This window comes from Streptomyces sp. SCSIO 30461 (assembly GCF_037023745.1).
GTDB lineage: Bacteria > Actinomycetota > Actinomycetes > Streptomycetales > Streptomycetaceae > Streptomyces.
Map to the genome: position 1 here is coordinate 7,448,611 of NZ_CP146101.1, position 17,505 is coordinate 7,466,115.

The following is a 17,505-nucleotide window of genomic DNA, read 5'->3' on the forward strand; positions in this document are numbered from 1 at the left end:
GCAGTGGACGTGTGCACCCGTTCACGAGCGCCCACACCCCCCTGGCGGAAGCGGCACGGAGTGACGGCGGCGCGACGGCGCGACGGCGCGGCGCGACGGCACGACGGCGGGCGGCGGGCGGCGGGCGGCGGTAATCATCCTGTGACCTGCGCCACTCGCGATCGCTCCGGGGAATTCAGGGCTTGGCCATCGGCATGAAGGGATGGTAGGCGGGGGGCAATCCGGACCTTTTACTGAAAGCACATGATCACAGCCCTGATCATGGTCGTCCGTTTTGTCCGTTACGGCGTCAATAAAGTTCCCACGTAAGCGGATTACGAGATTCCGAACGTAACTGTGGCGCAACACACGTTCCTTGAAGGGAACCGTTGATGGCTGATACCGGTTGTCCCTATGTCCCACACCGCTCACATACGAAGCCACCGGAAGCCCCGTCCGCAGAGCGCATCCAAGCTCGCACTGCGGGCCGGAGTTGCCGGTGGCGTCCTCAGCACCATCGCGGTGGCCGGTAGTGCCGGACCGGCGAACGCCGAGCCGGTGACCGAGACCATCGAAATGCCCGCGCTCACCCTGGAGACCCCGGCGCTCGCCACCGCGGTCGCCCGCTCCGCCGAGGCCAGCCAGCTCGCCGCCCTCGACGCCGAGTTGCAGAGCCAGGAGAACGCGGCGGCCGTGAAGGCGGCCAAGGCTGCCAAGAAGGCCAAGGCCGAGGCCGTCCGCAAGGCCGAGGCCGAGAAGAAGGCCGAGGAGGCCGCCCGCGCCGAGACCCGCGCCTCCCGGAGCTCCGAGCGCACCACGCTCTCCGCGTCGAAGAGCGCCGTCTCCGCTCCCTCCGGTTCGGTCGGGACGGTCATCTCCTTCCTGAAGGCCCAGCTCGGCGACGCCTATGTCATGGGCGCCACCGGCCCCAACGCCTGGGACTGCTCCAGCCTCGTCCAAGCCGCCTACCGCCAGGTCGGCGTGGACCTCCCCCGTGTCTCCCAGGACCAGTCGACGGCCGGCACCCAGGTCTCCCTGGACAACCTCCAGGTCGGCGACATCCTCTACTGGGGAGGTGCCGGCTCGGCCTACCACACCGGCGTCTACATCGGCGACGGCCAGTACCTCGACGCCGCGAACCCCGGCAAGGGCGTCGTCATCCAGGACCTGTCCGGCTACCCGGCGAGCGGCGCGGTTCGCGTGCTCTGAGGTCGCCTGCCTGACGGTCGACCGCAAACACGCCGGATCGGACAATCCGGCACATAGCGCAACAGCCGGGGTCGTGCCTCCCGTTCAGGGAGCCGCGACCCCGGCTCGACCTGTCTCCTGCTCGCGTTGACGAGGGCATCGCGAGGCAGATACCGATCAGCGCCAGCAAGCCGGTGGCGACGGCGAGGGTGGTCATGCCTCCACCGGCTCCTCGGTCTGCTCGGTCAAGCTGAACCACACGGTCTTGTGGCGTCCGCCTCCCTGGACCACGTTCCAGCGCTCGGCGTACGCGGCGATCAGCAGGAGCCCTCGCCCACCCTGCCGGGTCACGGGGACCTCGGTGAGCTCGGTCGGCAGCAGCTTTCCGGCCTCGTCGTCCTTCACGAGCACCAGCACACGGGCATCGGTCACCGACACGTCCACCGCGATGACGGAGGCGCACGTGTGGAGATAGGTATTGGTCACCGCCTCGGAGGTGCACAGCTTCGCGGCCTCCACCAGCCGCGGACGGCCATGGGCCTCCATGAGGCAGGCCACCCAGTCTCGAGCGAGGCGGACGGTCATCGCCGCATTCGGACCGGTGAAGCTGTACCGCTGACTTGAGGGGAACGGCGCGCACGCCGTTGAGTCGGTCTTGGTCATCCTCGTCTCCCAACGCGGTTGATCACGCGCCGCGCACCAGCCGTGGCAATGGCCGCCCCCTGATGACGGCACGTCAAGACGCGCGTCAGCGGGTGCACTTCGGTCTTACCGGCATGCGACGTGGTGCTGCCAGGACCATAGGCGCCATGTATGCCACGTAGCAAGATTGGCACCCAGAGTTACCTCTGTCGGGTGGACCCGTGGCATCGTTACGCGCGACACTGTGCGCAGACAGGGGAAGGGACACATGCCGCCAAGGGACAACCCAACCGCCCGCCAGGTTCGCCTTGGTGGCGAGTTGCGCAAGCTGCGCGAGCGTGCCGGCAAGACGGCCCGCGAGGCGGCGGGAATGGTTTCGACCGATCAAGCCAAGATCAGCCACATCGAAGCCGGGCGCATCGGAGTCAGCGAGGAGCGGATTCGCAAGCTCGCAGTCTTCTACGCCTGCGACGACGAGCCGCTGATCGAGGCGCTCTGCGCCATCGCTCGCGAGCACCGGGGACAACACTGGTGGGACGAGTACCGGGGTGTACTCGCCCCCGGCTTCCTGGACATTGCCGAGCTCGAGCACCACTCAACGGGCCTACGCTGCCTGCAACCGGTTTCGTTCCCAGGTGTACTTCAGACCGAGGAGTACGCACACGCGCTATTCGCCAGCGTGATTCCGTCTCTCCCCGAGAACGAGGTACAGGCTCGCGTCGAGCACCGGATGAAGCGGCGCGATGTACTGGAGCGTGACGATCCACCGAGGTTCGAGACGATCGTGCACGAGGCCGCCCTGCGCATGAGGGTTGGCGGCAGGAAGGTCATCCGCAAGCAGCTTGAGTATGTGATGTCGGTGAGCGAGCGGCCTGACGTGACCGTGCGGGTAATCCCATTCACGACTGAGAATTTCTTCGAGGTCACACAGACTGTGATGTATGCGAGCGGGGTGGTGCCGCAGCTCGACACCGCCCATATCGACAACCTGTTCAAAGGCGCCTTCCTCGACTCAGTGGCCGACCTGCATCGCTATCGCACCCTGCTCGATCTTGCCGGGCAAGCGGCACTCTCCCCCGAAGAGTCGCGGAGTTTCATCCATCACACCGCACGAGAACTGTGAGAGTCAGGGAATGAACAGCGGAATCCAGTGGCAGAAGTCGAGCGCCTCGACCGGCGGAGAGCAGTGCCTCGAACTGGCCGAGAGGGACGGCGACATCCTGGTGCGCGAGAGCGATGATCCCGAGGTGATCGTGAAGACCTCGCCGGAAAAGCTGCGTGCGTTCATCGCGGGCGTCAAGAACGGCGAGTTCGACCACTTCGCCAACTAGAACCAGGGATCAATCATGCCCCCGCCTGATCCAGGCGGGGGCATCTTTGCGTGCCACCCCCCAAGTATGCCCCGTGGCACACTTGCCACCTTGTTCAGGGTAGCGGTACGGTCACTTTGCGCTGTTGAGACGCAGCGCTCCCTGCACAAACACGCCAAATGTGCGGCAAGTTGGCTCGAAGCAAGTCCTGTTGGGGGGTCGCTCCCGCTGGCGCTTCCCGTGAGATCAATCAGCATGGGGTCAATCATGTCGCCATGAATGGAGGACGAGGATGGCTACGTCGGCTTGCCTGGCAAGCATCAACGGGGCATTATTGCCCGCCTCTTCCGCGTCGGCCGAGCACCATATCGGACACGGCTTCTTGCTCACTGCCGTGCGGTACAGCGCGGTCAACTCACCGATCGCGGAGCCGATCCAGGCCCCACGCGTCCTGAGCACCCCCGCTGACGCCTTACGTGCCATGCGTGTGCAAATCAGGGGCGCTCATATGCTCGGAATGACCCCGCGCGAGGTCGAACGGGCCGTCGAATGGGCGGAGTCCGGCTGGATGACGGCGCGTGGTCTGCTGGCGTCCGGAATGCCGTGCGGATTCACCGTGGTGTTGGGCAGCGGGGCGGTCTCCGAGTGGTCCGTACGGCCCGTGCGCTACCTCGCAGTGCGGACAACCGGCACCTGCCCGGTTGACCGACAGCACGCGCTACCAGGGGGATCGCGCACATGAGCATTCCAGCGGACCGGGCACCTGGCCTGTGTCCTCGCGGGCAACCCCCGGAAGCGCGACCAACCGCCGGTCGCGTGGACGTCCGCTGTCGCGCTGCCCGGATGCCTAGGATCACCCGCATGCCGCTGAGACCCGTTCACGTGATCATCAAGGCTCTCGATGCTCCGGCGGTCGGCCGGTTCTGGGCGGAGGCGCTCGGTTGGAGTGCCTACAGCACTGGCGTGACCACATACGTCGGCCCCTCCGGCGTCCTCGTCTGGCCGGATCCGGTTGCCGTCGGCGTCAATGTCGTTCCCGTCCCGGAGCCCAAAGTCGACGGTGAAGAACCGTGTGCACCTCGATCTCGCCACCACGTCCGCGGCTCATCAGGCGGAGTTGGTCGCACGCCTCCGGGCCTTCGGCGCCACGCAGGTCGACGTGGGACAGGGCGCAGTGCCGTGGACGGCTCTCACCGATCCCGAGGGCAACGAGTTCTGTGTGCTCGAGCCCCGGGAGGTCTACCGGGACACGGGGCCGATCGCCGCGATGGTGGTCGACTGCGCGGATCCGCGGACGATGGCCCGGTTCTGGGGCGGAGCACTGGACCGGACCCCGCACGAGGTGGCGAGGAGAGCGTGCCGGTCCTGGTGTGGGCACCACCAGGACCGGCGCGTCTCGTCGGGCGTCGGGCCGTCAGGCCTTGGGCGCGGCCTTCGAGAGGCCGTTGATGATCCTGTCCATCGCGTCGCCGCCCGTCGGGTCGGTCAGGTTGGCGAGCATCTTCAGCGTGAACTTCATCAGCACCGGGTGGCTCAGCCCGCGCTGGGTCGCGATCTTCATGACCCTCGGGTTGCCGATGAGCTTCACGAAGGCGCGGCCCAGTGTGTAGTAGCCGCCGTAGGTGTCCTTGAGGACCTTCGGGTAGCTGCGCAGGGCGAGTTCGCGCTGCGCCGGGGTGGAGCGGGCATGGGCCTGGACGATGACGTCGGCGGCGATCTGGCCGGACTCCATCGCGTAGGCGATGCCTTCGCCGTTGAACGGGTTGACGAGCCCGCCCGCGTCGCCGACGAGCAGCAGACCGCGGGTGTAGTGGGGCTGGCGGTTGAAGGCCATGGGCAGGGCGGCGCCGCGGATCGGGCCGGTCATGTTGTCGGGGACGTAACCCCACTCCTCCGGCATGGACGCGCACCACGCCTTGAGCACCTCGCGCCAGTCCAGGTCCTTGAAGGCCGCGGAGGTGTTGAGCACGCCGAGGCCGACGTTGGAGGTGCCGTCGCCCATGCCGAAGATCCAGCCGTAGCCGGGCAGCAGCCGGTCCTCGCCGGGGCCCCGGCGGTCCCACAGCTCCAGCCAGGACTCCAGGTAGTCGTCGTCGTGCCGGGGGCTGGTGAAGTAGGTGCGGACCGCGACACCCATCGGGCGGTCCTCGCGGCGGTGCAGGCCCATCGCCAGGGACAGCCGGGAGGAGTTGCCGTCGGCGGCGACGACCAGCGGGGCGTGGAAGGTGACCGGGGTCTTCTCCTCGCCCAGCTTGGCGTGCACACCGGTGATACGGCCGGTGCGGTCGTCCACGATCGGCTCGCCGACGTTGCAGCGCTCGTACAGGCGCGCCCCCGCCTTCTGCGCCTGGCGGGCGAGCTGCTCGTCGAAGTCGTCGCGCTTGCGGACAAGTCCGTAGTCCGGGTAGCTGGCGAGCTCCGGCCAGTCGAGCTGGAGCCGGACGCCGCCGCCGATGATGCGCAGACCCTTGTTGCGCAGCCAGCCGGCCTCTTCGGAGATGTCGATTCCCATGGCGACGAGCTGCTTGGTGGCACGCGGGGTGAGCCCGTCACCGCACACCTTCTCGCGCGGGAACGCGGTCTTCTCCAGGAGGAGGACGTCAAGTCCGGCCTTGGCCAGGTAGTACGCGGTCGTCGATCCGGCCGGACCCGCGCCGACGACGATCACATCCGCGGTGTGCTCGGAGAGAGGCTCGGTCACGGCGGGATCTCCCGAAACTCGATTTCGCGTGCTTAAAAGCACTGGACGTGTGCAGTCTATGGGGGCGTACCGATCCGCCGACCGAAGGGCTGTCCCATGAGCGAAACGCTTCCCGCCGCTCCCGCCGCGCCGGTGGTGCGGCTGCGCGTGCCCACCGACGAGGACGCCCTGGTCTGGCACCGGATCTTCGCCGATCCGGAGGTGATGGAATTCCACGGCGGGGCGCCCGCCGAGCTGTCCGAATACGAGGAGTTGACAGCACGGCAGCGCAGACATGACGCGGAACGCGGTTACTGCCTCTGGACGGTTCTGGACGGGGACGGCGCGGTGCTCGGGTTCACGGGCGCGCAGCCGTGGCCGCACGCCTGGGGCCCGGTGGGCGAGATCGAGATCGGCTGGCGGCTGGCCAGGCGCGCCTGGGGGTTGGGTTACGCGACCGCCGCGGCCCGCACCACGCTGGAGCGGTTGCGGGCGGCGGGGGTGCCGAGCGTGGTCGCGATGGTGGTGGCGGAGAACGAGCGGTCGATCGCGGTGACCCGGCGGCTCGGTATGGAGCTGGCGGAGACGTTCACGACTCCGCAGTCGCAGCGGACCGGGTATTGCTTCCGGCTGGATCTGCGGGACGGCGCGGCCGGGTAGCTGCTGCCAGGGAGGTACCGCACCGTCGGAACGCCGATCGGGCACCCGCCTGCCGGTCGGTGCCGACCCTTGGGTGTCATTGCCGCGCTCCGCCGCCGTCGGTATGCCGCACCGCAATGCGGCACGCCCCGACGGCGATGGATCCGGTCTCCCCTGGGCCGGCCGGCCTCCGAGCGCCGTCACTACGTAGGCGTCGTCGGTCGTCGCCCGCATAGGCAGGCATCGCCGACGCGAACGCGGTGCCATCGCGACGAAGCTGAGTACCATGACGAACACCGACACGAACTCCGCAAACGCGACCACGACCGCAGCCACCGCCACCGCCACCTCTGCCACTGTCGCCGGCACTGCCACCGCCACGGGCAGCCTTCTGGAGGCCGCCCTCGACACGGCGGCGCCTCACGTCAAGGGCCTGAGGAAGGGCAAGGACCCGAAGAAGAAGGCGGCTCAGCGGCGCGCCGCCAAGGCTCTGGCGTACTTCACCCTGGCCTCCACCGCGCTCATGGTCCTGGCCGAGCCGTGGCTGCTGATCCCGGTCGCAACCCTGGTCCTCGCGATATCGCTCTGGGACTGACCGGGCCGCCCACCGGGTCCGCGAACCGCCGCAGCGCAGATGGGCCTCGCGGGGCTCCCCCAACCGCCCGAAGCCCGCAGGTCCGGTGGACAGGTGCGGACAGCACTGGTCAGCACCCCCTCGCGTCAGCCCTGGAAAGTGGACACCGCCTCACACGAGGCTGAAGGCCGTGAACACGGCACGCGGGGAGACGGACCGTCAGCGATGCGCCGGAGTCGCCGTCGTCCGAGACTCCGGCCCCCGAAAGCCACGCCAACACATTCCCATCCGCAACCGCAACCGCAACCGCAACGAAGGAACCCCCATCATGACGTCCCGCCCGACCCGTGCCCTCACCCTGCTGGCCGCCGCCGTGGCCCTGTCGGCCACCACCGTCCCCACCGCCAACGCCGCGCAGAACGGCGCCGAACGGCGTCCGCCGAGGATCGTCGCAGACTGGGCGCATGCCTGGAACGGCACCGACCCGGCCGCGCTCGGCGCCCTGTTCACCGCCGACGGCACCTACACCGACAAGGCCGTGGGCATGACCTTCCGCGGCCCCAAGGAGATAGCCGGGTGGAAGGCGCGCGCCGACCGCCTCATCGACAACGTCCATGTCACGGTGCGCTCTGCCCGGCGCGACGGCACCCGCGTCAGCGTCAAGGCCGTCTACTCAGGCCATCTCAAAGGCGCGCCCAAGCCCTTCGCCGTCCCGATGACCACTCTGCTCGACCTCAACAAGAGCGGCTGCCGTATCACCTCCGACCAGGACCACTACAGCATCGCCGCCGTCCTCGCCCAGTCCGGTCTGCCCGCCGACTGGACCCCGCCCGCGGCTTGAGCCCGTCCAGGAGACGCCCCGCGGCGACCGCGGGCTGATCGCGGCCCCGCGTCAGCCCGCGGAGTGTCGCGGCGGACGCGGTCGGTTGCGGCAGGTCCGCCGACGAAGACGAAGACGCAGACGCAGGATCGCCGGGGGAGAGTCAGAAGACCGACAGGCCCGTCAGCGTCGTGAACCTGTCCAGCGCGGCCACACCCGCCACCGAGTTGCCGCGCCGGTCGAGACCCGGGCTCCACACGCACAGCGTGCAGCGGCCGGGGACGACGGCGACGATCCCGCCGCCCACCCCGCTCTTGCCGGGCAGCCCGACGCGGTAGGCGAACTCGCCCGCCGCGTCATACGTACCGCAGGTCATCATCACCGCGTTGACCTGCTTGGCCTCGCTGCGGCTCAGCAGCCGGCTGCCGTCGGCGCGCAGTCCGTGCCGGGCCAGGAAGCGGGCTGCCAGGGCGAGATCGGCGCAGCTCGCCCTGATCGAGCACTGCCAGAAGTAGTGGTCGAGCAGTATCGGCACAGGATTGGCGATATTGCCGTACGAGGCCATGAAGTGGGCCAGTGCGGCGTTGCGGTCGCCGTTCTCCCCCTCCGAGTCGGCGACCTCCTGGTCGAAGGCCAGGTCCGGGTTGCCGCTCTCGGCGCGCAGGAACTCCAGGAGATCGCTGCTGGCGTCACCGGTCAGGGTCTGGAGCCGGTCGGTGACGACGAGGGCTCCCGCGTTGATGAACGGATTGCGCGGGATGCCGTTCTCGTACTCCAGTTGCACGAGCGAGTTGAACGGGTTGCCGGACGGCTCGCGGCCCACCCGCTCCCACAGCGCGTCCCCGTCGAGGGAGAGTGCGAGCGCCAGCGCGAAGACCTTGGTGATGGACTGCGCCGAGAACGGCAGCCGCCAGTCGCCGACCCCGTACACGGTGCCGTCGAGGTCGGCGATGGCCATACCGAAGCGGCGCGGGTCGACGGACGCGAGCGCGGGGATGTACTCGGCGGGTGTGCCGCTGCCGATGAGCGGGGCCACGTCCGCGGCGATGCGTCCCAGCAGTTCCTGGTAGTCGTCCGCCTGCTTCATGAGCGATGCCCGCCTTGCTACTGCGGCTTGCTGCCGCGGTGCAGGGCGACGATGCCGCCGCTCAGGTTGCGCCAGGCGACCTTGGTCCAGCCGGCATTCTGGAGCAGCCCGGCGAGCTCCGACTGCTCGGGCCAGGACTGGATCGACTCGGCGAGATACACGTACGCGTCGGGGTTCGACGACACCGCGCGGGCGACGGGCGGCAGCGCCCGCATCAGGTACTCCTCGTACACGGTGCGGAACGGGCCCCAGGTGGGGTGGGAGAACTCGCAGATCACGACCCTTCCGCCCGGCTTGGTCACCCGGTACAGCTCGCGCAGCGCCTGGTCGGTGTCCTGGACGTTGCGCAGCCCGAACGAGATCGTCACCGCGTCGAACACGCCGTCCCGGAACGGCAGCCGCGTGGCGTCGCCCGCGGTGAGCGGCAGCCAAGGGTGCCGCTTCTTGCCTTCGCTCAACATGCCGAGGGAGAAGTCGCAGGGCACCACATAGGCGCCGGTGCGGGTGAACGGCAGCGAGGACGTACCGGTACCCGCGGCCAGGTCGAGAATCCGCTCGGCGGGGCCGGCGGCGACGGTTCCGGCGACCTCCTTGCGCCAGCGCCGGTCCTGGCCCAGCGAGAGCACATCGTTGGTGAGGTCGTAGTTCGCCGCCACGTCGTCGAACATGGAGGCGACTTCGTGCGGCTGCTTGTCCAGGGAGGCTCGGGTCACGCCCCCATTGTGCCGGTCGGTCCCGGGCGGACCTCGGGCAGGGCACGCGGACGGACCACCACGAGTCCTCAGCGGGCCCGGTAGACCAGCCGCCCGCCCAGGACGGTCGCCACGCAGGTGACGGCTCCGTGTGCGCGCAGGGCACGCTCGGGCGGCTCGTCCACGGACAGCTCGTCCATGGACACATCGAATACGGGCACATCGAAGACGGCGAAGTCGGCGGGGGCGCCGGCGGTCAGCTCACCGTCGAGCACGGCACCGAGCGGCCGGGCGGCGAACGGGTCGAGCGAGGGCCGCGGCGATGACGCTGACGGCGGCAGCGGGCCCCCGGCGTTCACCCCCCTTACCCGCAGGCCCGAACGGGCGACCGCGCTGCGCACCTCGGGCAGGGTGAAGGGCCCGACCACGGCCGTCGTGCCATGGGCCAGCATGCGCTGCAGTCCCCGCCGCGCGCTCCCGCCCCGGCGTACGTCGTCGAGGGCGAGCGCCGCGAGCGCATCGCCGGTCAACGGCTCGGTGCCGAGTGCGTCCGCCTCTCGCGGGTCCGGGTGGTAGGCGGCCTCCAGCAGCGCCCTCGCGTCCGCGTTGACCAGCCCCGGCAGCAACAGCCCGGGCCAACGGCGTACCCGCGCCCCCGGGTGGGCGGCGGTGGCTTGTTCGAGGGGGCCGACGGCGGCGATCACACCGCCGTCGACCACCACCGCGTCGGCAGGCGGCTCGGGGCTGCCGGTGGCGGCGAACACCCGGTCAGCTGCGTGGATGGTCAGCACGGCTGGGCTCGGCTCGGCGTCAGTTGGCGTTCAGCAGCTTCAGCTCGGGATGTGCCGTGCCGCCCTCGATCGCGGTCGACGAGATGTGCGAGGCCACCCGGTCGTCCACCGGGTCGTTCGCCGGGTCGCCGTGCACGACGATGTGCTCGTACGTGGTCGTGCGCTGCGCGGGCACCCGGTCCGCCTTGCGGATCAGGTCGATGATCTCCTGCCGGTTGGAGCGGTGCTTGGCACCCGCCGACGAGACGACGTTCTCCTCCAGCATGATCGAGCCCAGGTCGTCGGCGCCGTAGTGCAGCGACAGCTGGCCGATCTCCTTGCCCGTGGTCAGCCAGGAGCCCTGGATATGGGCCACGTTGTCGAAGAACAGCCGCGCGATCGCGATCATCCGCAGGTACTCGAAGATCGTCGCCTGGGTGCGGCCCTTGAGGTGGTTGTTCTCCGGCTGGTACGTGTACGGGATGAAGGCGCGGAAGCCTCCCGTACGGTCCTGGACATCACGGATCATCCGCATGTGCTCGATACGCTCGGCGTTGGTCTCACCGGTGCCCATCAGCATGGTGGACGTCGACTCGACGCCCATCCGGTGCGCGATCTCCATGATCTCCAGCCAGCGCTCGCCTGACTCCTTCAGCGGGGCGATCGCCTTGCGCGGACGCTCCGGCAGCAGCTCGGCACCGGCGCCGGCGAAGGAGTCCAGGCCCGCCGCGTGGATCCGGGCGATGGCCTCCTCGACCGGCACACCGGAGATCCGTGCCATGTGCTCGACCTCGGACGCTCCGAGGGAGTGGATCACCAGCTGCGGGAAGTCCTTCTTGATCGCGGCGAAGTGCTTCTCGTAGTACTCGACGCCATAGTCCGGGTGGTGCCCGCCCTGGAACATGATCTGCGTACCGCCCAGCTCGACGGTCTCCGCGCAGCGCCGCAGGATGTCGTCGAGGTCGCGGGTCCAGCCCTTGGCGGTGTCCTTCGGCGCGGAGTAGAAGGCGCAGAAGCGGCAGGCCGTGACGCAGACGTTGGTGTAGTTGATGTTCCGCTCGATGATGTACGTCGCGATGTGCTCCGTACCGGCGTAGCGCCGACGGCGCACCGCGTCGGCGGCGGCGCCCAGCGCGTGCAGCGGCGCGGACCGGTAGAGGTCGAGCGCCTCCTCCGGGGTGATCCGCCCACCGTCGGCGGCGCGGTCCAGGACGGACTGAAGGTCGGCCTTCTCGGTCACCGGGAGTCACCTTTCGGCGGTGTTTCTGGGCGTTCTACGGCGTGGTGCGGTGTGCTGCGGCTTACTGCGGTGTGCTGTACGCGTTCCGGACGTTCCCGGCCTCGCACGGCCGGACCAGCCTACGTCAGGGCGTCCGAGCGCCCCGTACGCACCCTCCGGGGCATCGGCGGGGCCCGGCTCGCCGAGCCGTCCGGGGCGACGGGACGAGGGGCTGCGGGGACGAGGCGGTGAGTTGGTGTGGGGACGGGGGGCGCGGGACGAGGCGGTGCGCACGCCGTCCTTCGCGGATGCGGCTGCTCAGCGCGACTTCGTCAGCGTCGCCTCGGGGTTGCCCGCGTCCTCCTCCTCGGACTCGTAGCGAAGCGTGCCGTCCGCGTTCAGGACGTACGTCTGCGTCGCGGTGCCGCCGGTGCACACGCCACCACCCGACGAGCCCTCCGTGTCCGGGCGTTCGGTGATGCGGAGTTCCTTCGACGTCGCCGAGACCAGCCTGCCCACACCACGGCAGACGAAGGGGCCCAGGTTCGTAGCGGTGCGCACCACCTCCTGGCCCTGACCGCCCTGAGTGATGACGGCGGTGAGACTCCCGCCCGGCAGGCCTTTGTCGGTGGTGAGTTGCCCCTTCCAGGTGCCGGTGAACGCCTTCGGCACCTCCTGTGCGGACGGTGCGGCGGAAGGGCTCCCCGGCGCGGATGACCTCGGCGGTGCGGCGGCAGAGTCACTGGCGTCGGCGCCGCCGCTCCGAGTCCCGGGGAACAGGTCGAGAACGAATCCCGCGCCGACGGTGACCGCCGCCAACACCCCCGCCACGGCCAGGGCCACCGTGCAGCTGACCTTTCGGCCGCCGCCGGGGCGGTCGCCTTCCGTGTCCTCCCTGCTGGTCGTCATGGAGAGGGAGAGGCGGCCGGGAGCAGGTGAGGAGGTCGGGACAGGAGAGGAGGTCGGGACAGGAGAGGAGGTCGGGACAGGAGAGGAGGCGGGGGCAGGAGAGGAGGCGGGGGCAGGAGAGGAGGTGGGGGCAGCCGTGGGCGGCACGGTGGGTGGAGGGTCGATGGGCGGCCCGAACACCCCCAACGCCTCATGGGTGAACGGCACCGGGCCGGACACCCCCGCCTCCTGCGGGGTCGGCTCCAGGTCGAGCAGTCGCACCGCTGCCCTGCTGACCTGCTCCACGACCGGGCCCGGCAGCCATCCGGCCGCCACGAGCGCCGCCGCACCGCCCGGGGCGAGCCGCCGCGCCACGGCCTGCGGAGTCGGCCTGGCAGCCGGGTCCTTGGCCAGGCACTCGGCGACGATCTCTCTCAAGTCGCCTGTCAGCGAGCCCAGCTCGGGCTCCTCGTGGACCACCTTGTAGAGCAGCGCCGCCGATGAGTCGCCGGGGAAGGGCGCCGTTCCCGTCGCCGCGTAGGCCAGCACCGCGCCGAGCGAGAACACGTCGGCCGCTCCCGTGACACCGCCCGTGCCCGTGCCCGTACTCGCGGCGGTGCCCGTGCTCGCGCCGACGATCTGCTCGGGCGCCATATAGCCGGGCGAGCCGACCGAGACACCGGTGGTGGTGAGCGCGGCGGTGGCGTCGGTGGCGCGGGCGATACCGAAGTCGATCAGCCGGGGCCCGTCGAGCGCGAGCAGCACGTTCGACGGCTTGACGTCCCGGTGCACGAGCCCCAGCGCGTGCACGGCCGCCAGCGCCTCGGCGAGGCCCGCACCGAGCGTGAGTACGGTGTGCTCCGGAAGTGGACCGTGCTCGGCGACACCGCTCCCCAGGTCGGGCCCGGCGACATACCCGGTCGCGACCCACGGCACGGGTGCCTCCGGATCCGCGTCCAGCACCGGGGCCGTCCACGCACCGCCCACCCGGCGCGCCGCGGCCACCTCGCGCCGGAAGCGGGCACGGAACCGCTCGTCGAGCGCGAAATGCGGATGGACGACCTTGACCGCGACGGTCCTGCCGCCCTCGGTGCGGGCCAGATACACCCGGCCCATGCCCCCGGCACCGAGTCTGCCGAGCAGTCGGTACGCACCGATGGTCCGCGGCTCTCCCGCATCCAGCGGCTGCATGCGCTCTCCCCGTTTCCCGGTTCCGCTTCTCGCAGGCTCCGCGTTCCCGCCGTTCCCGCCGTTCCCGCCCCGCTCCCCTGCGTCCGTCCGGGACAGCGTAGAGGGCCGCGCCGACCGGATCACCGGCGATTGGGCCCCTCCGGGGCCAACCGATCGACCGCGGGCGCCATCTCTCCATGCGTATGCCGCGCGGATCGCCCCCGAGCACCGCAAAGTGCCGCGCAGGACGCACAGTACGCATCGACCCGGAGAACGTCATGAACCGCCAGCGCCCCCGTCCCCTCATACCCAGGGCTCTCACGGCCACCGCCGTCGCCGCTTCCCTGGCCCTGGTCTCGGGCTGCTCGGACGAAGGAGAGCCACTCTCGTTCGACGCGCCGTCACCCCAGGCGGCCGCCGCGAGCGGGAAGTCGGCGGGCGGGGCTTCGCAGAACGGCCCCAAGGAGGCGGAGTTGGCTCCGGGGACCGTGCTGCCGACCGGGCCCAAGGCCGAGTTCACCACCCAGAACACCATCGACGACGGCACCAGGATCGGCGTCACGACTCTGCACGGCAAGAAGTCAGGTTTCACGGGCAAGGTCTGGGTCTGGGCACCGAAGCAGTACTTCGACCCGAAGTACGCACGCAGCGGTTTCCCCGTGCTCATCGCGCTCCCGGGCGGCAACGGCTACCCGAACAATTACTGGATGGGCACCGACCTGAAGCTCCAAAGCAGCATCAGCGAGTGGTCGGAGGAAGGGAAAAGCCTTCCGTTCATCGTCGTGATGCCGGTTCTCAACCCGGACGACAAGTACTACTACGACGGCAGCGACATACCCGGGCAGCCGAAAATGGGCACCTGGATGACCGAGGACGTCCCTGATTTCGTCAAGGCCAATTTCCGGACATTCGAATCACGCGACGGCTGGGCGTTCATGGGATCGTCGTCAGGCGCTTTCGTCGGCCTGAAATCCGTCCTGAAACACCCCGACAAGTTCAAGGCGGTCATCGCGTCGGGCCCCGACATCGTGCCGGACTCCCCTCTGTGGGAGGGGCACGAGGCCGAGCGGCGCGCGAACGACCCCGAGCGGCTCGCCCGGACGCTGGGCGCCAAGCCGGACACCGAGGACAACGCCGTCTACCTGGCGATCCAGGCCGGCTCCGCCGAGTCCGGGCTGAAGAGGGCGAAGGCCTTCGTGCGGGACTACACCAAGGGTCCGGTCAAGACGCGGCTCCAGGTCATCCAGGACGGCGAGCACAACGCCAAGACCTATGTGCAGGGCATGGCGGACGGGTCGATCGAATGGATCAGCGAGCATATGCAGGCGCCGATCCCCGGCAGCTGAGCGCACGGGGCCGCCGGCGCCGGTCAGGCGTCGAGCAGCTCGACCCGCACGTCCGCGGGGAACCCGGTCGTCGGCCCCGTACGGCGCGCGAACTCCCGCACCCCCGCGAGCTGCTCCGCGCCGAAGCGGAAGTCGAGCGTGGTGAAGTACCGCTTCAGCAGCTCGGCGTCGAAGGACTCCCAGCGAGCGGCTTGCTCGGCGACCTTCTCCACCTCCTCCAGGGAGAGGTCGCGCGAGGCCAGGAACGCCTCGTGGACCTTCCGCACGAGCTGGGGCTCGCGCGCCAGGTAGTCCCTGCGGACCGCCCACACCGCGAAGACGAAGGGCAGCCCCGTCCAGTCCTTCCACATCTGGCCCAGGTCGTGGACCCGCAGACCCAGGCGCGGCGCGTCATGCAGCGAGGCGCGCAGCGCGGCGTCCCCGATCAGTACGGCCGCGTCGGCCTCCTGCATCATCACGCCCAGGTCAGGGGGGCAGGAGTAGTAGTCGGGCGACACGCCGTACCGCTCGGCGAGCAGCAGCTGGGCGAGGCGCACGGAGGTGCGGGAGGTCGATCCCAGGGCGACACGCGCGCCGTCCAACTGCTCCAGCGGAAGCTGCGACACGATCACACAGGACATGACAGGGCCGTCACAGCCGACCGCGATATCGGGGAACGCCACGAGATCGTCGGCGTTGCGCAGAAACTCCACCAGGGTGACGGGGCCGATATGAAGATCCCCCCGTACGAGCTGCTCCGATAGCTTTTCGGGCGTGTCCTTGGTGAGCTCCAGATCGAGGAGCGTGCCGGTGCGGGCCAGGCCCCAGTAGAGGGGGAGGCAGTTCAGGAACTGGATGTGCCCGACACGCGGCCGGCTGCGACGGGCCTCGTCCGCGGCGGCGCGCCCGGGGTTCCGGGCGCCTTCCGCGCCTTCCGCGCCTTCCGCGGGTTCCGCGTGCGCCGCGGGCTCTCCGGGCGCTGTGCGTGCTGTGCGTTCCGTGTGCACGGGTTCTGCGTGACTGTCCACAGCGTGAGGCTAGACCTTGGTACGGCCGCTCTATTGGGCGGGGCACGCCGATCGTGAACGTCAGCTCGTCAAGCAGGGATCAAACATCCGGGTGAAGTGATCTTTCCCTCTACCGCAACGAACACCCTGCGTGCTAGGCTCAACGCAAGTTGCAGTTTGGTTTCCCTTGCAGTACAGAGCCTGCGGAGCATGTGACCCGCAGGCTTTTGTAGGTTTTCAGACTTGTTTGCAGGTTCTGGAGCAGGGCAACCCTTTGGCCCAAGGAGGGCTTATGGCTACCGGAACCGTTAAGTGGTTCAACGCTGAAAAGGGCTTCGGCTTCATCGCCCAGGACGGCGGCGGCCCGGATGTCTTCGTTCACTACTCCGCGATCAACGCGACCGGCTTCCGCTCCCTCGAGGAGAACCAGGTCGTGAACTTCGACGTCACCCAGGGCCCGAAGGGTCCCCAGGCGGAGAACGTGACCCCGGCCTAAGCAGCCAGGGTCGGCGATCGCGCACGACACTTAGCAGTACCAAGGAGCCCTGTGCTCGTACCTCACCGGGTACGGCACGGGGCTCCTGCCGTTCTCCCGCGTTTTCCGCTTCCGGCCGGGCGGGACTCGGCCGCCGGCCTCATACGCGGCACTCAGGGAGCGGCATCGGGCGCGGTAGCCGAAGGCGCCGACCAGCGCTCCCCCGTCATCAGCTTGTTCAGACCCTCCCAGGCGAAGTTCATCAGCACCGACGCCGCCTCCCGCGCGGACGTCCCCGGTGTGTCGTTCGCCCACTGGGCGAGCGACTCGGCCGCCCCCACCAGCGCCTGGGCGAGACCCGCGATGTCCCGATCGGAGAGCTCCGCCGCGTCCTGCGTCTCCCGCGCGGCGGCTGCGATCAGCATGGTCACGAAGGCGACGAGCTCGTCCCGCATGACGGCCACCTCGGCCGCGAACGGCTCCCCGTGCGTCCGTGCCTGCCGGTGCAGCACGGCCCAGGCGTCGGGATGGCCGGTGGTGTGCCGGAAGAACGCCGTCGCCCCCTCCCACAGCTGCCGCTCCGCCGGAAGTCCGGGATCCACGGCGGCACGCACCGCCACGATCAGCGCCGCCGCCTCACGCCGGATACATGCCGTGAACAGGTCTTCCTTGGAATTCAGATACAGATAGACCAGCGGCTTGGAGACCCCGGCCAGCTCGGCTATCTCATCCATCGACGCGGCACGGTACCCAAGCCGCCCGAACGTCTGCACGGCGGCGTCCAGCATCTGCTTCTCCCGCACCTCGCGCGGCATCCGCTTGCTGCTGCTCTTGTCGGCACCACTCACGCCCGACGCCTCCCGCCCACCCGATGTACTCAGCGGTAAGCCTAAGGCCGGTCTCCCCCCGTGGGAGACCGGCCCGGACAACACGGACGAACACGGCTCAGGAGTTGGGACGCTTGCCGTGGTTCGCCTTCCTCTTCTTACGGGCACGCCGCTTGTTGCCTCGCTTGGACATGGCGCAGACCTCCTCACCCT

At 69.5% G+C, this 17,505-nt stretch carries 19 protein-coding genes and 1 pseudogene; 10 read left to right on the plus strand and 10 right to left on the minus strand.

Annotation, left to right across the window (positions count from 1 at the left end; translation table 11 throughout):
• Window positions 1-393 precede the first annotated feature (393 nt).
• On the plus strand, window positions 394-1,188 hold the full coding sequence (locus V1460_RS33470; RefSeq protein WP_338677336.1) for a C40 family peptidase: 795 nt from the start codon (window positions 394-396) through the stop codon (window positions 1,186-1,188).
• A 192-nt stretch (window positions 1,189-1,380) separates the two neighbouring features.
• On the opposite strand, the gene V1460_RS33475 is transcribed toward V1460_RS33470, so the two are convergent.
• The gene (locus tag V1460_RS33475; RefSeq protein ID WP_338677337.1) at window positions 1,381-1,830 is read right to left on the minus strand and encodes an ATP-binding protein; all 450 of its coding nucleotides are present in this window, start codon (window positions 1,828-1,830) and stop codon (window positions 1,381-1,383) included.
• Between the two features lie 247 nt (window positions 1,831-2,077).
• Between V1460_RS33475 and V1460_RS33480 the strand changes: the two genes are divergently transcribed.
• From V1460_RS33480 to V1460_RS33495, 4 genes and pseudogenes are all read left to right on the plus strand, one after another.
• Window positions 2,078-2,932, plus strand: a complete 855-nt coding sequence (locus tag V1460_RS33480) for a helix-turn-helix transcriptional regulator (RefSeq protein ID WP_338677338.1) — start codon at window positions 2,078-2,080, stop codon at window positions 2,930-2,932.
• A gap of 10 nt (window positions 2,933-2,942) precedes the next feature.
• Entirely contained in the window at window positions 2,943-3,140 is a 198-nt protein-coding gene (locus V1460_RS33485) for a DUF397 domain-containing protein (protein WP_338677339.1), read from the plus strand.
• A gap of 487 nt (window positions 3,141-3,627) precedes the next feature.
• Window positions 3,628-3,861 carry a hypothetical protein gene (locus V1460_RS33490; RefSeq protein WP_338677340.1) on the plus strand — a complete coding sequence of 78 codons (234 nt, stop codon included), beginning with the start codon at window positions 3,628-3,630 and terminating at the stop codon, window positions 3,859-3,861.
• 119 nt (window positions 3,862-3,980) lie between these two features.
• Window positions 3,981-4,533 (plus strand): annotated as a pseudogene (locus V1460_RS33495) (VOC family protein); the annotation flags it as partial.
• On the opposite strand, the gene V1460_RS33500 reads toward V1460_RS33495, so the two are convergent.
• Entirely contained in the window at window positions 4,534-5,820 is a 1,287-nt protein-coding gene (locus tag V1460_RS33500) for a geranylgeranyl reductase family protein (RefSeq protein WP_338677341.1), read from the minus strand.
• Between the two features lie 96 nt (window positions 5,821-5,916).
• Between V1460_RS33500 and V1460_RS33505 the strand changes: the two genes are divergently transcribed.
• The 3 genes from V1460_RS33505 (at window position 5,917) to V1460_RS33515 (ending at window position 7,853) form a co-directional block, all read left to right on the plus strand.
• The gene (locus tag V1460_RS33505; protein ID WP_338677342.1) at window positions 5,917-6,459 is read left to right on the plus strand and encodes a GNAT family N-acetyltransferase; all 543 of its coding nucleotides are present in this window, start codon (window positions 5,917-5,919) and stop codon (window positions 6,457-6,459) included.
• Between the two features lie 265 nt (window positions 6,460-6,724).
• Complete coding sequence (locus tag V1460_RS33510) at window positions 6,725-7,033, plus strand: hypothetical protein (protein WP_338677343.1); 309 nt, start codon at window positions 6,725-6,727, stop codon at window positions 7,031-7,033.
• A gap of 307 nt (window positions 7,034-7,340) precedes the next feature.
• Window positions 7,341-7,853, plus strand: a complete 513-nt coding sequence (locus V1460_RS33515) for a nuclear transport factor 2 family protein (RefSeq protein WP_338677344.1) — start codon at window positions 7,341-7,343, stop codon at window positions 7,851-7,853.
• A gap of 142 nt (window positions 7,854-7,995) precedes the next feature.
• On the opposite strand, the gene V1460_RS33520 is transcribed toward V1460_RS33515, so the two are convergent.
• The 5 genes from V1460_RS33520 to V1460_RS33540 form a co-directional block, all read right to left on the minus strand.
• Entirely contained in the window at window positions 7,996-8,919 is a 924-nt protein-coding gene (locus tag V1460_RS33520; protein WP_338677345.1) for a glutaminase, read from the minus strand.
• Between the two features lie 17 nt (window positions 8,920-8,936).
• A complete protein-coding gene (locus V1460_RS33525; protein WP_338677346.1) occupies window positions 8,937-9,632 on the minus strand; it encodes a demethylmenaquinone methyltransferase in 696 nt (231 codons plus the stop codon).
• Window positions 9,633-9,700: 68 nt separating this feature from the next.
• Window positions 9,701-10,402, minus strand: coding sequence for an imidazolonepropionase-like domain-containing protein (locus V1460_RS33530; RefSeq protein WP_407077568.1), 702 nt, complete (start codon window positions 10,400-10,402; stop codon window positions 9,701-9,703).
• A gap of 19 nt (window positions 10,403-10,421) precedes the next feature.
• A complete protein-coding gene (gene mqnC, locus V1460_RS33535) occupies window positions 10,422-11,621 on the minus strand; it encodes a cyclic dehypoxanthinyl futalosine synthase (RefSeq protein WP_338677347.1) in 1,200 nt (399 codons plus the stop codon).
• Between the two features lie 297 nt (window positions 11,622-11,918).
• Window positions 11,919-13,679: a serine/threonine-protein kinase gene (locus tag V1460_RS33540; protein WP_338677348.1), complete on the minus strand. Its 1,761-nt coding sequence runs from the start codon at window positions 13,677-13,679 to the stop codon at window positions 11,919-11,921.
• A 257-nt stretch (window positions 13,680-13,936) separates the two neighbouring features.
• Between V1460_RS33540 and V1460_RS33545 the strand changes: the two genes are divergently transcribed.
• Window positions 13,937-15,004 (plus strand): alpha/beta hydrolase-fold protein, encoded by a 1,068-nt coding sequence (locus V1460_RS33545; RefSeq protein ID WP_338677349.1) that lies wholly within the window; start codon window positions 13,937-13,939, stop codon window positions 15,002-15,004.
• A gap of 23 nt (window positions 15,005-15,027) precedes the next feature.
• Here V1460_RS33545 and V1460_RS33550 read toward each other — a convergent pair whose 3' ends face one another.
• Window positions 15,028-15,840 carry a menaquinone biosynthesis protein gene (locus tag V1460_RS33550; RefSeq protein ID WP_338678316.1) on the minus strand — a complete coding sequence of 271 codons (813 nt, stop codon included), beginning with the start codon at window positions 15,838-15,840 and terminating at the stop codon, window positions 15,028-15,030.
• A gap of 442 nt (window positions 15,841-16,282) precedes the next feature.
• On the opposite strand from V1460_RS33550, the gene V1460_RS33555 reads away from it, so the two are divergent.
• Window positions 16,283-16,486 carry a cold-shock protein gene (locus V1460_RS33555; protein ID WP_017948713.1) on the plus strand — a complete coding sequence of 68 codons (204 nt, stop codon included), beginning with the start codon at window positions 16,283-16,285 and terminating at the stop codon, window positions 16,484-16,486.
• Between the two features lie 152 nt (window positions 16,487-16,638).
• On the opposite strand, the gene V1460_RS33560 is transcribed toward V1460_RS33555, so the two are convergent.
• Window positions 16,639-17,280: a TetR/AcrR family transcriptional regulator gene (locus V1460_RS33560; protein ID WP_338678317.1), complete on the minus strand. Its 642-nt coding sequence runs from the start codon at window positions 17,278-17,280 to the stop codon at window positions 16,639-16,641.
• Window positions 17,281-17,410: 130 nt separating this feature from the next.
• Window positions 17,411-17,485, minus strand: coding sequence for a 50S ribosomal protein bL37 (locus tag V1460_RS36535; protein ID WP_407077648.1), 75 nt, complete (start codon window positions 17,483-17,485; stop codon window positions 17,411-17,413).
• Window positions 17,486-17,505 lie beyond the last annotated feature (20 nt).

Bases quoted from the DNA above. Each gene is read 5' to 3' on its own strand.
- V1460_RS33505 (WP_338677342.1), top strand. From the start codon at position 5,917: ATGAGCGAAACGCTTCCCGCCGCTCCCGCCGCGCCGGTGGTGCGGCTG.
- V1460_RS33470 (WP_338677336.1), top strand. From the start codon at position 394: ATGTCCCACACCGCTCACATACGAAGCCACCGGAAGCCCCGTCCGCAG.
- V1460_RS33540 (WP_338677348.1), bottom strand. From the start codon at position 13,679: ATGCAGCCGCTGGATGCGGGAGAGCCGCGGACCATCGGTGCGTACCGA.
- V1460_RS33485 (WP_338677339.1), top strand. From the start codon at position 2,943: ATGAACAGCGGAATCCAGTGGCAGAAGTCGAGCGCCTCGACCGGCGGA.
- V1460_RS33510 (WP_338677343.1), top strand. From the start codon at position 6,725: ATGACGAACACCGACACGAACTCCGCAAACGCGACCACGACCGCAGCC.
- V1460_RS33480 (WP_338677338.1), top strand. From the start codon at position 2,078: ATGCCGCCAAGGGACAACCCAACCGCCCGCCAGGTTCGCCTTGGTGGC.
- V1460_RS33560 (WP_338678317.1), bottom strand. From the start codon at position 17,280: ATGCCGCGCGAGGTGCGGGAGAAGCAGATGCTGGACGCCGCCGTGCAG.
- V1460_RS33515 (WP_338677344.1), top strand. From the start codon at position 7,341: ATGACGTCCCGCCCGACCCGTGCCCTCACCCTGCTGGCCGCCGCCGTG.
- V1460_RS33520 (WP_338677345.1), bottom strand. From the start codon at position 8,919: ATGAAGCAGGCGGACGACTACCAGGAACTGCTGGGACGCATCGCCGCG.
- V1460_RS33475 (WP_338677337.1), bottom strand. From the start codon at position 1,830: ATGACCAAGACCGACTCAACGGCGTGCGCGCCGTTCCCCTCAAGTCAG.
- V1460_RS33490 (WP_338677340.1), top strand. From the start codon at position 3,628: ATGCTCGGAATGACCCCGCGCGAGGTCGAACGGGCCGTCGAATGGGCG.
- V1460_RS33545 (WP_338677349.1), top strand. From the start codon at position 13,937: ATGAACCGCCAGCGCCCCCGTCCCCTCATACCCAGGGCTCTCACGGCC.
- V1460_RS33555 (WP_017948713.1), top strand. From the start codon at position 16,283: ATGGCTACCGGAACCGTTAAGTGGTTCAACGCTGAAAAGGGCTTCGGC.